The organism is Vibrio azureus, assembly GCF_002849855.1.
Taxonomy (GTDB): Bacteria; Pseudomonadota; Gammaproteobacteria; order Enterobacterales; family Vibrionaceae; genus Vibrio; species Vibrio azureus.
In genome coordinates, this window is record NZ_CP018616.1 from 1,863,794 (window position 1) to 1,878,754 (window position 14,961).

General features: G+C 42.6%; 13 protein-coding genes. 10 read left to right on the top strand and 3 right to left on the bottom strand.

Annotation, left to right across the window (positions count from 1 at the left end):
- Positions 1–59: 59 nt before the first annotated feature.
- The 7 genes from trpB to BS333_RS08455 all read left to right on the top strand — a co-directional run bounded on the left by trpB (position 60) and on the right by BS333_RS08455 (position 5,184).
- Complete coding sequence (gene trpB, locus BS333_RS08425) at positions 60–1,250, top strand: tryptophan synthase subunit beta (RefSeq protein WP_021709127.1); 1,191 nt, start codon at positions 60–62, stop codon at positions 1,248–1,250.
- Positions 1,250–2,056: a tryptophan synthase subunit alpha gene (trpA, locus tag BS333_RS08430; RefSeq protein WP_021709128.1), complete on the top strand. Its 807-nt coding sequence runs from the start codon at positions 1,250–1,252 to the stop codon at positions 2,054–2,056. The genes trpB and trpA overlap by 1 nt, the downstream gene beginning before the upstream one ends.
- Positions 2,057–2,872: 816 nt before the next feature.
- Complete coding sequence (locus BS333_RS08435) at positions 2,873–3,115, top strand: hypothetical protein (protein WP_021709129.1); 243 nt, start codon at positions 2,873–2,875, stop codon at positions 3,113–3,115.
- Between the two features lie 154 nt (positions 3,116–3,269).
- Positions 3,270–3,833 (top strand): septation protein A, encoded by a 564-nt coding sequence (locus BS333_RS08440; protein WP_021709130.1) that lies wholly within the window; start codon positions 3,270–3,272, stop codon positions 3,831–3,833.
- Between the two features lie 140 nt (positions 3,834–3,973).
- Complete coding sequence (yciA, locus tag BS333_RS08445) at positions 3,974–4,372, top strand: acyl-CoA thioester hydrolase YciA (protein ID WP_033003547.1); 399 nt, start codon at positions 3,974–3,976, stop codon at positions 4,370–4,372.
- A 117-nt stretch (positions 4,373–4,489) separates the two neighbouring features.
- Positions 4,490–4,786: a YciI family protein gene (locus tag BS333_RS08450; protein ID WP_021709132.1), complete on the top strand. Its 297-nt coding sequence runs from the start codon at positions 4,490–4,492 to the stop codon at positions 4,784–4,786.
- A gap of 2 nt (positions 4,787–4,788) precedes the next feature.
- Positions 4,789–5,184 carry a GspS/AspS pilotin family protein gene (locus BS333_RS08455; RefSeq protein WP_021709133.1) on the top strand — a complete coding sequence of 132 codons (396 nt, stop codon included), beginning with the start codon at positions 4,789–4,791 and terminating at the stop codon, positions 5,182–5,184.
- 99 nt (positions 5,185–5,283) lie between these two features.
- On the opposite strand, the gene metE is transcribed toward BS333_RS08455, so the two are convergent.
- Complete coding sequence (metE, locus tag BS333_RS08460; protein ID WP_021709134.1) at positions 5,284–7,596, bottom strand: 5-methyltetrahydropteroyltriglutamate--homocysteine S-methyltransferase; 2,313 nt, start codon at positions 7,594–7,596, stop codon at positions 5,284–5,286.
- A 245-nt stretch (positions 7,597–7,841) separates the two neighbouring features.
- Here metE and BS333_RS08465 point away from each other — a divergent pair, with 245 nt between their 5' ends.
- Positions 7,842–8,753 carry a LysR substrate-binding domain-containing protein gene (locus tag BS333_RS08465; RefSeq protein WP_021709135.1) on the top strand — a complete coding sequence of 304 codons (912 nt, stop codon included), beginning with the start codon at positions 7,842–7,844 and terminating at the stop codon, positions 8,751–8,753.
- Between the two features lie 43 nt (positions 8,754–8,796).
- Here the strand turns inward: BS333_RS08465 and BS333_RS08470 are convergent, their stop codons facing one another.
- The gene (locus BS333_RS08470; RefSeq protein WP_021709136.1) at positions 8,797–8,997 is read right to left on the bottom strand and encodes a DUF4250 domain-containing protein; all 201 of its coding nucleotides are present in this window, start codon (positions 8,995–8,997) and stop codon (positions 8,797–8,799) included.
- Positions 8,998–9,179: 182 nt separating this feature from the next.
- Positions 9,180–9,890 (bottom strand): hypothetical protein, encoded by a 711-nt coding sequence (locus BS333_RS08475; RefSeq protein ID WP_033003548.1) that lies wholly within the window; start codon positions 9,888–9,890, stop codon positions 9,180–9,182.
- A gap of 234 nt (positions 9,891–10,124) precedes the next feature.
- Here BS333_RS08475 and BS333_RS08480 point away from each other — a divergent pair, with 234 nt between their 5' ends.
- Positions 10,125–12,431 carry a YgiQ family radical SAM protein gene (locus BS333_RS08480; RefSeq protein WP_021709138.1) on the top strand — a complete coding sequence of 769 codons (2,307 nt, stop codon included), beginning with the start codon at positions 10,125–10,127 and terminating at the stop codon, positions 12,429–12,431.
- A gap of 514 nt (positions 12,432–12,945) precedes the next feature.
- Positions 12,946–14,805 carry a M4 family metallopeptidase gene (locus tag BS333_RS08485; protein ID WP_021709139.1) on the top strand — a complete coding sequence of 620 codons (1,860 nt, stop codon included), beginning with the start codon at positions 12,946–12,948 and terminating at the stop codon, positions 14,803–14,805.
- The last annotated feature ends 156 nt before the right edge of the window (positions 14,806–14,961 follow it).

The window sequence follows — 14,961 nt, forward strand, 5'->3', positions numbered from 1 at the left end:
GTTTGAAGCTAAAAATTTAAAGCTATTCGTAGCAAAAAAATACGAGAAGGAATATAACGATGGCAAAATTGAATGCCTACTTTGGCGAATACGGCGGTCAGTACGTACCGCAGATTCTAGTTCCTGCACTGGATCAACTAGAACAAGCCTTTATCGATGCACAAGAAGATCCGACGTTTCGCAGTGAATTTATGACCCTGCTGCAAGAATATGCAGGTCGTCCTACCGCTTTGACTCTCACTCGTAACCTGACCAAAGGAACCAAAACCAAACTTTATCTTAAGCGTGAAGACTTACTTCATGGCGGCGCACACAAAACCAACCAAGTGTTAGGTCAAGCACTGCTTGCAAAACGCATGGGTAAAAACGAAATCATTGCTGAAACAGGTGCAGGTCAACATGGCGTAGCAACGGCACTGGCATGTGCACTGCTTGGCCTAAAATGCCGAGTCTACATGGGCGCAAAAGACGTTGAACGACAAAGCCCGAACGTATTCCGTATGAAATTAATGGGCGCAGAAGTCATTCCTGTGCACTCTGGTTCAGCGACTCTTAAAGATGCCTGTAACGAAGCTCTGCGCGACTGGTCTGCCACTTATGAAGACGCACACTACTTGCTTGGTACCGCAGCAGGCCCTCACCCTTTCCCAACGATCGTTCGTGACTTCCAACGTATGATTGGCGAAGAGACAAAAAACCAAATCCTCGCCCGCGAAGGCCGCCTGCCGGATGCGGTGATCGCTTGTGTAGGTGGCGGGTCAAATGCGATTGGCATGTTCGCTGACTTTATTGATGAAGAAAACGTGCGTTTAATCGGTGTCGAGCCTGCAGGTAAAGGCATCGACACTGACCAACACGGCGCACCGCTCAAACACGGTAAAACGGGTATCTTCTTTGGGATGAAAGCACCATTGATGCAAGACTCCAATGGCCAAGTAGAAGAGTCTTACTCAGTATCTGCAGGTCTTGACTTCCCGTCAGTAGGTCCGCAACACGCTCACCTCAATGCGATTGGCCGTGCGGAATACGACAACGTAACAGACGACGAAGCACTTGAGGCGTTCCAAGAAATTGCTCGCCATGAAGGCATCATCCCTGCTCTTGAGTCTTCTCATGCTGTTGCTCATGCTCTACGTATGGCACGTGAGAATCCAGAAAAAGAGCAATTATTGGTTGTCAATTTATCAGGCCGTGGTGACAAAGACATCTTCACCGTACACGCCATACTTGAAGAGAAAGGAGTGCTCTAATGAGTCGTTATGAGAAGATGTTCGCGCGTCTAAATGAGAAAAATCAAGGCGCATTTGTACCGTTTGTAACGGTGGGTGATCCTAATGCTGATCAGTCTTATCAGATTATGGAGACATTGGTTGAATCTGGGGCGGATGCCCTTGAATTAGGTATTCCCTTCTCCGATCCTCTTGCCGACGGTCCAACGATCCAAGGCGCTAATATTCGTGCATTAGAATCCGGTGTCACCCCAGATATTTGTTTCGAGCAAATCGGTAAGATCCGTGCAAAATACCCGGATCTTCCGATTGGGCTGCTGATGTATGCAAATCTTGTATACTCACGCGGTATTGAAAACTTCTATGAGCGTTGTGCAAACGCTGGCATCGATTCGGTTCTGATTGCTGACGTTCCGACTAACGAAAGCTCAGAATTTGTTGCTGCAGCAGAGAAATTCGGTATTCACCCAATATTCATTGCCCCACCGACAGCCAGTGATGAAACACTACAGCAAGTCTCAAAGCTTGGTGGAGGATACACTTATTTGCTATCTCGTGCTGGCGTAACAGGTGCTGAAACCAAAGCCAATATGCCCGTTGATCATATGCTGGAAAAACTTAATCAATTTGATGCGCCACCAGCTTTACTTGGCTTTGGTATATCAGAACCCGAGCAGGTCAAGCTGGCTCTGGAATCAGGAGCCGCAGGTGCCATTTCTGGCTCTGCCGTGGTTAGGATCATCGAAACCTATATTGATCAACCACAATTGATGTTAGATCAACTCGCCAAGTTTGTTTCTTCAATGAAGAACGCAACCAAACGATAAAATGATCGATTCACCTCGTTGACCCTCTTGGTTATGTTTGTTCAAGATAACATCGTTTTAGGCGAGACAAGGTGTATCACTTAATCCTTCCATACCCAAGCATCAACCTCAAAATGCTTGGGTATAGGAAAAGGTGCTGTTGCAAGGTATAAATCGACTTTAGCCAAATCTTGAAGCTTCCATTCAATGCCCCCAATCGTACCCACTCCGTGACTTAAAACTAATATATATCTAAATATCAATCACTTAAATTTTCCAGCCATTTTCTTCTATCTAACATATTCACTCATTCATACCGATTCTTCGGCGATTTATGATTTTGATTCCCATAGCGACTTTCAAATTGAAAATAACAGCAAATGTTGCTGTTATGAATGACTTGGGTGCTTGTTTCAATGGTATTGAAACCGCTATCAAACCTAACGAAAAAGAGGATGTGGTTGGTCATTAAAAGTAAGCATTTAGCAGCAATTAAGAGTTTGGAACTGACTTCACAATGCCTTCCAAAAGCGCTTCAAAAGTAAAAAGCTAAGCTATATTTTTAATATTGACAGTTTAAGTTATTAAGTAAGCATTTATTTTAAGCGCTTTAGCACCATAGACCTACTTTAAGCTGAGCTTAATCCATCGTCTAAACCCTGTACATTTTATTAAGAAGATAAACACATCCAGTGCTGGTGAGAATATGTTGCCGTATATTTTTGGTTTTCTCTATCAAAAATTGGCATCTGTTATGCATTGATGAAATTAGAAATACAACGACTCACTGTTTCAAATCCTCCGTAGTTTGGGAGTATATTTGATAAGGGGATAGCCATGACAATTCATCGACATACGTACTACGGCTTGATTCATCACGGTATTAAAGCATTGCTTCTCGATCGCGTTGGGCATTACACAGAAGAAGAATACCATCAGTATTTGAACTTAATGACAGGTAAGTCAACGTGTTTTACTATGTCATATGACGAGCTAGAAGCAACGGTAGATAACTTACTCCACGAAGGATACTTGGAGGACGTTAAATCTTTAATCGCCAACTACCAAACGGTTGCCTAAGGCCTTTTGACCTACACCAACCTTTCGAGCAAAACACCAAACAAAATTGCCGTTAAAACACGGCAATTTTTGTATCCATTTATCTCTAACTATTCACATTAACGTAATTTCCGTTAGACTGTTCTCTACTTAATCACTACATAACGTTTTCATAATGAAGCAAGTTCTTGATTTTATCCCACTTATCATATTTTTTGGCTTATACAAAATGTACGATATCTACGTTGCAACAGGCGCCTTGATTGTTGCAACTGCCGTTCAGCTTGTGTTGACCTATGCCATTTATAAGAAAGTCGAAAAAATGCAGCTCATCACCTTTTTAATGGTGGCGGTTTTTGGCAGCATGACCATTATTTTGCATGATGATAATTTCATAAAATGGAAAGTCACCATAGTATACGTTGTTTTTGCGCTCGGCTTGACCATCAGTCATTTAATGGGTAAATCCGCCATAAAAGGCATGCTGAGCAAGGAAATTACATTACCTGACTCTGTCTGGGCAAAAGTAAATTGGGCTTGGGTAGCCTTTTTCTCTGTTTGTGCAGCGGTTAATATTTATGTCGCTTATGAACTTCCACTCGATGTTTGGGTAAACTTTAAAGTATTCGGGTTATTGATTGCTACCTTTGCTTATATGGTAATAACTGGGTTTTATATCTACAAACACATGCCAAAAGAACAAAAAGACAGCTCATCTGATATTTCCGTTGATGATTAAAGTCTCATTTTTGCTATAATCTAGTTAAACAGATGTTTCACAGCGACCCTATGGTCGCTGTTTTATTCTTGTGACTTGAGTGCTTTTTACCCTCTGTTCTTTCCACTCTTGTTGCTTAGCTAGTACTAATGGATGTCAATATGAGTCATGAATTTTCTTCACCCCGTGGTCAGTTATTACTGCGTACTTTGGCTATGCCCGCCGATACCAACGCAAATGGTGATATCTTTGGCGGCTGGATCATGTCCCAACTGGATTTAGCGGGTGGAATCCTTGCTAAAGAAATTTCTGCCGGTCGCATTGTTACAGTATCCGTCTCAAGCATTACATTCAAAAAGCCAGTGAGTGTCGGTGATGTTGTGTGCTGTTACGGTGAATGCACCAGAATTGGTCGCACTTCAATGAGTATCGATTTAGAAGTTTGGGTCAAGCCTGTCAAAGAAAATGGCATCGGAGATCGATTCATGGTTTGTGACGCCACATTTAACTATGTTGCCATTGATAGCGACGGTAAACCTCGCCCTATAAATAAGTCATAACGCAAGCTTTATTATTAAATTGCCCCAAGCAGTCTCACAAATTTAGAACATAACTTGTTAGTCAATGAAAAAAGGCGTTAAATTAAGACTTTGCCCTATTAATTAAGGAATTGTGCGATGTGGTACGTTATTTTTTCACAAGATGTGGAGAATTCGTTAGAAAAACGTCTTAGTGTTCGCCCTCAGCATCTTGAGCGCCTGCAACAGCTTCAAAATGAAGGACGTCTTCTTACCGCTGGTCCAATGCCAGCTGTTGATTCTGATAACCCAGGTGAAGCTGGATTTACAGGTTCGACAGTCATAGCTGACTTTAACTGCTTGGAAGAAGCTCAAGCTTGGGCGGACTCAGATCCTTACGTTGAAGCGGGTGTTTACCACAATGTGATCGTAAAACCGTTTAAAAAAGTGTTTTAATTATGAAAAAATTACTCTGTCTCATACTTGCTTTTGGCACACTAGCTGGTTGCTCTTCCAATGATGAAAAACAACGCCAACTAGAGCTAATGGCTTCAAACCGTGCCGGTGTCCTATCTGCGGGCTTACCACTTGAATACGGACCACTGAAAATTTTACGTGTTTCTTCACGCAAGAATGCTGTTGAAATGATGATGATATATAACGATACCGCAAAAGGAGCAAAGCCGCTCAAGCAGGTATTGAACACCAGTATATACAGTTACTGTAAATCAAGTGAAGTACTTGAACAGCTCGATATGGGACTGGTTTACCGCATCAAAATTCGCAACTCGCGTGGCCAGCTCATGACTGATGAACTGATCTCTGCGCAAACTTGCCAAGCTAAAAAGAAGTAACTCTCTAACCTTCGATTTTGGCCACAAATATAAAACCCTAGAAGCGAGCCCTAATTTTCAGGACTCGCTTTTTCTTTTAATGATTACCCTAAAGTGACCTTAAGATACTTGCTCGCCATAGTGAGTTCTTAATTTCTTCGCTGCTGAAACAAGATTAGCTAAAGCCGCTTCAGTTTCCGGCCAATTTCGCGTTTTCAAACCACAGTCTGGATTTACCCATAAACGCTGCACTGGAATACTTTCTGCCGCTTTTTTGATCAACCCTTCGATCCACTCCTCCGCTGGAATAATCGGCGAGTGAATATCATACACACCAGGCCCTATCTCATTTGGGTATTTAAACTCCTCAAACGCTTGAAGTAGCGCCATGTTAGAGCGAGATGTTTCGATGGTGATAACATCCGCATCCAAAGCGGCAATCGAAGCGATGATTTCATTAAACTCGCTATAACACATGTGGGTGTGAATTTGAGTTGCGGGTGCTGCACTGGCCGCGGAAATTTTAAAGGCTTCAATAGCCCAGGCGAGGTAATGATTGTGCTCTCGCGTTTTAAGTGGTAATCCTTCACGCAATGCAGGTTCGTCAATTTGAATGATATTAATCCCTGCTTTTTGTAAATCGGTCACTTCATCTCTCAGTGCAAGGGCAATCTGACGTGCGGCGGTTTGACGCGGGATATCTTCACGTGGGAAAGTCCAACACAAGATAGTTACTGGCCCCGTCAGCATCCCTTTCATTTTCTTTTGAGTTAAAGACTGCGCATAACTCGTCCACTCTACTGTTATTGGCTTTTCTCTTTCAATATCAGCGACAACCACAGCCGGTTTGACACAACGTGAACCATAACTCTGCACCCAACCAAATTGTGTCGTTTGAAAGCCCGCTAAGTTTTCAGCGAAATACTCAACCATATCATTTCGTTCAGCTTCACCATGAACCAAAACATCTAAATCCAGTGACTCTTGTCTCTGCACAGCATCACTAATATGTTTTTTTAATGCCTGATGATACTCAGTCTCTGATAATTGACCTGAACGGTAAGCCGATCGTTGACAACGAATCGCATCGGTTTGAGGGAAAGAACCAATGGTCGTGGTTGGTAGCAAAGGCAGCTTCAGGACTTCTGCTTGGTGTGCTGCTCGCTCAGCATAAGGCGCCTCTCGCTCGGAAAAACTTGGTGTGATTTGGCAAACTCTGGATTGAATGTGAGGTTTATGCACATAATTGGCGGTCTCACGTATTCTTAAAGGCTGGCTGTAAGTATGACAATCGGCGATGGCCTCTGCGTCACCGTCGAGCGCCCGACCTAATAAAGCAACTTCCGCGACTTTTTGCTTAGCAAAAGCAAACCAGCTTTTAGTCTCTGCAGGCAATGCGTTTTCTAACTCTAAATTAACTGGACTGTGTAATAGAGAACAAGAACTTGCAATCCACAGATTATCTTTAAGTTTCGCTTTGACTGGCTGGAGACATTTGAGTTGATTACTCAAATCTGAGCGCCAAACATTGCGTCCGTTGATCACCCCAGCTGAAAGCACCCAGCCTTGTGGCAACTTATCCATAACCAACTCTAGCTGCTGTGGTGCCGCAGATAAGTCAATATGAAGACCATCAACTGGTAGTTGTACGATTTTATCCAGTGTTTCGGTGACGCAATCAAAGTAAGTCGTCAGTAAAACTTTGAGATCACTTTTCATCACTTGATAAGCAAGTTTAAAAGCGTTTTGCCATTTTTCTTCCAATTCAAGCGCAAGAATAGGTTCATCAATCTGCACCCACTCAACACCTTGCTGAGAAAGTTTACTTAAAATGCTCTGATAAGCGGCAAGCAATCTTGGTAGCAGGGTGAGGCGATCAAAATTGTCATCCACCTCTTTACCAAGATATAAGTAACTTAATGGACCAAGAAGCACGGGTTTCACATGATGCCCAGCGTTAACTGCTTCGCTGACTTCTTCGAACAATTGCGGCCAACTGACTTTAAAGCTATCGTTTTGACTGAATTCAGGAACAATATAGTGGTAATTGGTATTAAACCACTTGGTCATGTCTGATGCGGCATTTCCAGAGCAACCTCCACTACTTAAACAAACACTTTCTTTCTGAGATTGACCGCGGGCGACTCTAAATAATGTATCTAGATTGATCCCCTGCTCAGCATGTCGCTTAGGGGTATGCCCTAATAACAAAGAAGTCGTCAAAACATGATCATACCAAGCAAAATCTCCTACTGTGACTAGACCCAAGCTTGATTCTGCCTGAGTATTCCAGTTCTTGTTGCGCAGTTCACTCCCTACTTGCTTCAAGGCGTCCTGATCAATGTCCCCTCGCCAGTACTGTTCTAATGCAAATTTAAGTTCTCGCTTTTCTCCAATCCTTGGGTAACCAAGAATATGCGTTGTCGTTGCCATATCTACTTTCCTTCTTTCCATGAATTCTATTTTAGCCACCAAAAAGATGTCTAGATGGCTATTATTAGATTTCAACCCTTATTGATACAATCTCCATTTACTCAACTTAACGATGAAAAAAATTCATAATCAGAGCAAAACAAAACCACATAAATAGACATCTAGACGTTTACATATCTAATTTTTCTCGGTAAATTAAATCAGGTTGGTTAAAAACTCAGATGATAAAAGGACAAAGGACGTTCATGATCGAATTAAAGCACTTGCGCACGCTAACTACCCTTCGAGAGACTGGCTCACTGACTGCAACTGCCACGAACCTTCATCTGACCCAATCAGCTCTCTCTCATCAGATTAAAGAACTTGAGACACGCATAGGTGGAGCACTTTTCTTAAGGAAGACTCGTCCTGTCAAGTTTACTTCTGAAGGAAATATATTGCTTCGTCTTGCCGATGAGATTTTGCCTAAGATTGCTCAAGCAGAAAATGATCTTGCAGGGCTAAAGGAAGACGTAAATGGGCGATTGCACATGGCCATAGAATGCCACTCATGCTTTCAGTGGTTGATGCCTGCGCTTAAAGAATATCAAGTGTCTTGGCCAAGTGTCACACTCGATTTTTCCTCTGGATTTGGCTTTGAACCTCTTCCTGCCTTGCTCGCAGGTGAATTGGACTTAGTCATTACTTCTGATATTCAGCCTCGTTCAGATGTCCATTATGAACCTCTGTTTGACTTTGAGATGCGCCTCGTTACGGCTCCCCACCACCCTCTAGCTAAAAAAGAGACCATCCAACCTGACGATCTCGCCGATCAAACCATGCTCTCTTATCCAGTTCAAAAACAGAGACTTGATGTGGTTAAACATTTTTTACACCCCGCGGGAATTGAACCATTGTCTTGGAAGCAAGCTGACAATACCTTAATGATCATCCAAATGGCTTCAGCGGGTTTAGGGGTCGCTGCCCTGCCAAATTGGGCCCTTAAAGAATTTTCTCGGCAAGGGCTAATCGCAAGCCGCCCATTTGGTAACGGTCTTTGGCGACGTTTATTTGCCGCCACTCGGCATGCAGAAAAAGATAAACATTATTTAAGTGCTTTTTTTGCGACTGCACGTCGGCAATGCAGAAGCCACCTTGAAGGTATCAAGATGGCTTAAAGTAGATGAAAAGCTAAGAAAGGTGATAAGAAGAGACGAACCATTACCGGTGATAGGCCTTAAACTGGTTCGTGAGTGGATCATATTGATAACCTAGCATGTCCAGTTTACCAATCACTGACTCCGTATCCATCTCGTACATAGAGACCAATTCTTCAAAGCTATCGCATTCTAAGCGAAGTTTTTCATTAACAATCCCTAACAAAATGACACTGTCAAAGTTCCGTACATTGCTTAAATCCATATTGTTTCTCCTCTCTATACCCGATTGACCTGAAGATACTTAGGTATACCCAAAGCGTAGACTTAATTTAACAATATAGAAGTGAACTCAGTCGAAGTCCCAATAACGGTGCAACTTTTCCCTGTTTGCTTCACTCGCCTAGAGCCCCAAGCAACCTCAAGATACTTGGGTATAAGTAGCACTTAATGACTGATCAAAAACAAATGTTGTAAAACCGTCATTGAGGATAAAGATAACAGAAGAGCCAACGCCAATTGCATCTTATTCGGTGCTTTATGCAAAAATAAATGCCAGCACCAAAGGACAATGGCCGCAATCAGTAACACTAAAGCAATCAGAATAGCAGGTGTTTCTGCTTTCAATGCGGCTTCATCAAGCTGATAAGCCGAAAAAAGCATGGTCACAGCCAGCAACATCCCAGACAAAATGCCCGTTACAGGTAAGATCCGATGAAATGCTTGCAATCGACTGCGAGCTATCGTGAGTAATAGCTGTGCAAAAATGGCTCCGATAAAGAAAATCATCAGAATCATCGCACCTGAAGCGGCCCAATGAGGCTGCTCAAACACTTGAAGGCCAACGTATACCAGTGCCAATAAATTCGATACATGAAGTACCCACAGAGGTCCTTGCTGACGTGTTTTTTTCGTTTGGACTTGCGAATAAAAATAAAAAATTGCGAAAGCGATCACCATCGCACCAAGATGTAACGAGGCAACAGCAAGCCAAAGTAACGCAATCGGTGGCAACATTTTGTGCAAACGGCCACGCTGTCCTGGGCAAAGCTCGCCCTTAATCAATAGCAACGTCAACAATGTTTGTGCCCCCAATAACATTGGAGGAAAAGTTAACAGGAGTTGTTGAAACATAAGAAATGTAAGCTCAAAGATAATTTAGTGGTCGATAATAGCAAATCAACCTAGCGCAAACCACAGCTTCTATACCTTAAGTAGGCCGTTCAAGTGGTCTTAAAATGTTTGGATATGGCCAGCTTTGCGTCTTATTTATTAGAAATAAGTATCTAAATCTATAAATTTTTATCCAACTCGGCGGGATCTGTTGTTTGGCGCTGGATACCTGATCATCAAATCGCTATAATTCGCGCTCCCTGGAACAGAGAACAAAATATGACCAACGACATGACTCCTATTCACGAATATAAAAAATACTGGGCAGAGTGTTTTGGCTCGGCACCTTTTTTGCCGACCAGCCGCAAAGAAATGGATGCCCTAGGATGGGATAGTTGTGACATTATTATTGTCACGGGAGATGCATACGTAGACCACCCAAGTTTTGGTATGGCAATCATTGGGCGCTTGCTCGAAGCCCAAGGCTTCCGTGTTGGTATTATCGCTCAACCAGAGTGGCATAACAAAGATGCTTTTATGCAACTTGGTCAACCTAACCTGTTCTTTGGAATCACTGCTGGTAACATGGATTCAATGATTAACCGTTATACAGCTGACAAAAAATTACGCCATGACGATGCTTATACCCCTAATAATGAAGGCGGCAAGCGTCCTGACCGAGCCACATTGGTTTACTCTCAACGCTGTAAAGAAGCTTACAAAGGGACCCCAATCGTTCTTGGTGGTATCGAAGCCAGTTTGCGCCGAGTCGCCCACTATGATTACTGGTCTGATAAAGTGCGCCGCTCGGTGTTATTCGATGCTAAGGCAGATATCCTACTCTTTGGTAACGCGGAACGCGCGCTTGTGGAAGTCGCACATCGTCTTGCAAATGGCGAAGATATTGCAACAATGACCAATATTCGTGGTACTGCCGTAACTTTGCCTGCAGAACCCGAAGGTTATAAAGTCATTGACTCATCTCGCATCGAAAAACCACGCAAAGAAGCATTTGTGCCGAAAAACCCATATGAAGTTGAGACGCAGTGTGATACTAAAAAAGATGAGCCCGTTGCGCAACCGATCACGATTCGCCCATCACGCCACGACGCGGCGAATACTGCCGTTCGTTTACCGTCATTTGAAAAACTGCACAACGACCGTATTCTTTATGCCCACGCTAGCCGTATATTGCATTTAGAAACCAACCCATATTCAGGCCGAGCTTTGCTGCAACGTCATGGTGACCGAGAATTATGGGTCAACCAAGCGCCGATTCCTCTTACCACCGAAGAGATGGATTTTGTGTTTGGCTTGCCTTACGCTCGTGTTCCTCATCCTATGTATGGCAAGGCAAAAATCCCTGCTTATGACATGATAAAAACTTCGGTTAACATCATGCGTGGTTGTTTTGGCGGATGTTCATTCTGTTCGATTACCGAGCATGAAGGACGCATCATCCAAAACCGTTCTCAAGAGTCGATTCTTAATGAGCTAGAAGAAATTCGTGACAAAGTACCTGGCTTTACTGGAACCATTTCGGACCTTGGCGGACCAACAGCGAATATGTACCGCTTAGGCTGTAGCGATCCCAAAGCAGAAGCGAATTGTCGCCGACCTTCGTGTGTATTCCCCGGAATTTGTAACAAGCTCAATACCGATCATAGGCATACTATCGATCTTTACCGCGCTGCTCGTAAAGTCGATGGCATTAAAAAAGTCATGATCGCGTCAGGCGTTCGCTATGATCTTGCCATCGAATCACCGGAGTACGTCAAAGAGTTGGTCACTCACCATGTTGGTGGTTACCTGAAAATCGCACCTGAACATACTGAAAAAGGCCCACTGGATCTTATGATGAAACCAGGCATGGGCACCTACGATAAATTCAAAGAAATGTTCGAGAAATACAGTGCGGAAGCTGGCAAAAAGCAATATCTGATTCCTTACTTTATCTCTGCTCACCCTGGAACTGAAGATGAAGATATGTTGAATCTTGCCCTCTGGCTGAAGAAAAACAACTTCGAATGTGACCAAGTGCAAAACTTCTACCCATCACCGATGTGTAATGCAACGTCTATGTACTATTCAGAGACGAACCCACTTAAGCGCGTGAAGTACAAGAAACGCGAAGATGTTCCCGTTGCTAAAGGGGAACGTCAGCGTCGTCTTCATAAAGCCCTACTGCGTTATCATGATCCAGCTAACTGGCCAATCATACGCGAAGCCCTAATCAATATGGGCAAAAAACATTTGATTGGTGATAAGCCTAGCTGTCTAGTTCCTGCTGAAGATACCGATACTCTGACACCAGCTCAACGCCGTAAATCTGGGCGACATGGTGCAAATCGTTTCGCGACAAAGCATACCAAAAACCAACCTGGCTTCGGTGGCCACCTAAATAAGTCATCAGACAAAGGAACGCGAGGAGAGAAACCGACCAATCGTTCTGGTGCTGGTAAACCTAAAAATGGTCAGTCAGGTTCACGAAATAATGGCAGTGGCCACGGCAACAACCACGGCACAAACTCAACGAATGGAAGGAAATCCAACAATCAAGGAAAACCAAAGTCGAGACAGCGCTAAAGATTAAAAGTTTGTCTTGAGGTGGATACCTTCTGCCCAACACGGCTATAAAATACTATCAAGGTCACATTTAATGCCTCATTCCCCTTAAAGAATGTAGGTGTTAAATATGACCCTTATCACACAAATATAACATAATTATATTCAGTAAAAATAAATATCTATATTTTACAGCTGTCAACAAAAGTAAAACTGCTCACATTTTATTCTTATTTTTAACCCCGCTTTTTTATACCTAAGTAACCTCAAGATACCTTATTTGGTAAGAAGACTTTAAAGTTTAATCAAGCATCTTGGGGTTACTTGCTTATAGATATCCCCAATTAGCCTCGAGATACTTAGGTATATACCCAAATAACTTCAAGATGCTTGATTCAGAGCGAGGTCGCTTGGGTATACACTGAATAAAACCACACAACATCAGCAAATAATATTTTACACTGTTGTTACAATTGATTATGGCCTCTGAATTTTCTCATGTAGTGTAATTTTACCCCATCAAAGAGGTTAAATTATGAAAAAAATTGCCATGCTAACAGGTGCTTTATTTGGAATAACGTATCTCATTTCTACAAAGTCTTTCTCAGCAACAGTGGTCGATCTAGACCAGATCAACATTCCATCGGGTGAAATTTCACTACTCAGAAACTTATTAGCTCTTGAGCAATCAAGTGATTTAGTTTTAACCTTGACTCAAGAATTACCTGACGGCAGTAAAAAACAGAAATTCAGTCAAGAATATAATAACGCCAATGTTAAATCGGCTAATGTAACAATCAAAGTAGACCCGAAAAACCCTCGTCGTTTTATTGAAGCACACGGATTAGTCATTCGAGGCTTGGCTCGCGATCTGGCGACTGATAGGCCAATGATTGACTCTGCAACGATGAAAGATCTCGTCGCGACAAGACGTAACCTTAGCCAAACGCAACGAAATACTCTTAAAATACAGAAATACATCGAGTTAGATGCGAATCAAAAAGCCAGTTATGTTTATCAACTCAATTATATTGAAATTAACGGTAAAAAAGTAAAACGTCCTTTTATTATTGTTGATGCCAAGACAGGTGAATTCATCAGAGAATGGGATGGAATGCATCAAGCAAAAGTGCCAGCGCTTGGAAATGGTATTGGTGGTAATGAAAAAACCCAAGCGTATCGTTATGGTACACAATATGATCATTTGAATATAACCAAAGAAAATAACCGTTGTTATCTCGACAATGATCAAGTCATGACGATTGATATGCGTTACAGTTGGGACTTAGAAGAAGAGTACCCTGCCTATTCTTACCTTTGTTACGATGAAACAAACACCAATGACCGACGTTTCGTTAATGGAGCTTATTCTGCTTTAAATGATGCTCATTACTTTGGCAATGTTATTTATCGTTTATATCAAGATTGGGTTAATACCGCTCCACTGACTTTTAAACTCAAAATGCGGGTCCACTTTGGCTTTGAATATGAAAATGCCTTCTGGGATGGTGAGGCCATGACATTCGGTGATGGTGAAAATGAGTTTTATCCACTGGTCGATATTAATGTAAGCACTCATGAAGTCAGCCATGGCTTTACTGAACAAAACTCGAATTTGGAGTACAGTAAACAGTCTGGAGGTATCAACGAAGCATTCTCAGACATCGCTGGTGAAGCCGCTGAGTATTACATGAAAGGCAGTGTTGACTGGATTGTAGGTGCTGATATTACCAAAGGTGAAGGCGGTCTTCGCTACTTTGACCAACCGGAGAAAGATGGCCACTCGATCGCTCACTTCCGTGATTACAATGATGACATCAATGTACATTTGAGTAGCGGTATCTTCAATAAAGCTTTCTACTTATTGGTGACTCAAAACCAATGGAACATAAAAGATGCATTCCATGCTTTTGCCCTTGCGAATCAACTGTACTGGCATGAACAATCAACCTTCGACCATGCAGCCTGCGGTGTCAAACGAGCTGCTAAAGACTTAAACCTTGATCAACGAGATGTTGTCGATGCCTTCTATGCTGTCGGGGTAAATGCTATATGCTCACTGCCTGCCGAGATTACTAAACTTGAATTGGGTGTTCCTGTCGAAGGATTATCTGGACGTAAAAATGAAGATTACTATTACTCTGTTTATGTACCTGCTGGGTCAAGTAAACTCACTATAGATTTACAACATTCTGATCATCAAAGCAGTAACGATGCCGATTTATACGTTAGCCTCGGGGAAAAGCCTACCTCAACAGAAGCACAATGCCAGTCAAGAGGTGATGGACGTCTAGAACAGTGCCGTTTCACCGCACCAGAACCAGGCCTATACCTCATCTTGGTAAGAGGTTATTTTGATTTCAACAACTATCGTTTAGTCGCGAACGTTGAGTAAATTCAGCTTCAACTGATGATATGCTGGTTTGACGTTCAGACCAGCATTCATCTGCACTGTTTTTATTAACCTACGTGACCAAAATGTATCAGTAAAGAACCAAGATCTCGTTAACGCGCCTAAGAACTACGGTCACCTCTCTGAGCGCGTCCTCTC

Bases quoted from the DNA above. Each gene is read 5' to 3' on its own strand.
- trpB (WP_021709127.1), top strand. From the start codon at position 60: ATGGCAAAATTGAATGCCTACTTTGGCGAATACGGCGGTCAGTACGTA.
- trpA (WP_021709128.1), top strand. From the start codon at position 1,250: ATGAGTCGTTATGAGAAGATGTTCGCGCGTCTAAATGAGAAAAATCAA.
- BS333_RS08435 (WP_021709129.1), top strand. From the start codon at position 2,873: ATGACAATTCATCGACATACGTACTACGGCTTGATTCATCACGGTATT.
- BS333_RS08440 (WP_021709130.1), top strand. From the start codon at position 3,270: ATGAAGCAAGTTCTTGATTTTATCCCACTTATCATATTTTTTGGCTTA.
- yciA (WP_033003547.1), top strand. From the start codon at position 3,974: ATGAGTCATGAATTTTCTTCACCCCGTGGTCAGTTATTACTGCGTACT.
- BS333_RS08450 (WP_021709132.1), top strand. From the start codon at position 4,490: ATGTGGTACGTTATTTTTTCACAAGATGTGGAGAATTCGTTAGAAAAA.
- BS333_RS08455 (WP_021709133.1), top strand. From the start codon at position 4,789: ATGAAAAAATTACTCTGTCTCATACTTGCTTTTGGCACACTAGCTGGT.
- metE (WP_021709134.1), bottom strand. From the start codon at position 7,596: ATGGCAACGACAACGCATATTCTTGGTTACCCAAGGATTGGAGAAAAG.
- BS333_RS08465 (WP_021709135.1), top strand. From the start codon at position 7,842: ATGATCGAATTAAAGCACTTGCGCACGCTAACTACCCTTCGAGAGACT.
- BS333_RS08470 (WP_021709136.1), bottom strand. From the start codon at position 8,997: ATGGATTTAAGCAATGTACGGAACTTTGACAGTGTCATTTTGTTAGGG.
- BS333_RS08480 (WP_021709138.1), top strand. From the start codon at position 10,125: ATGACCAACGACATGACTCCTATTCACGAATATAAAAAATACTGGGCA.
- BS333_RS08485 (WP_021709139.1), top strand. From the start codon at position 12,946: ATGAAAAAAATTGCCATGCTAACAGGTGCTTTATTTGGAATAACGTAT.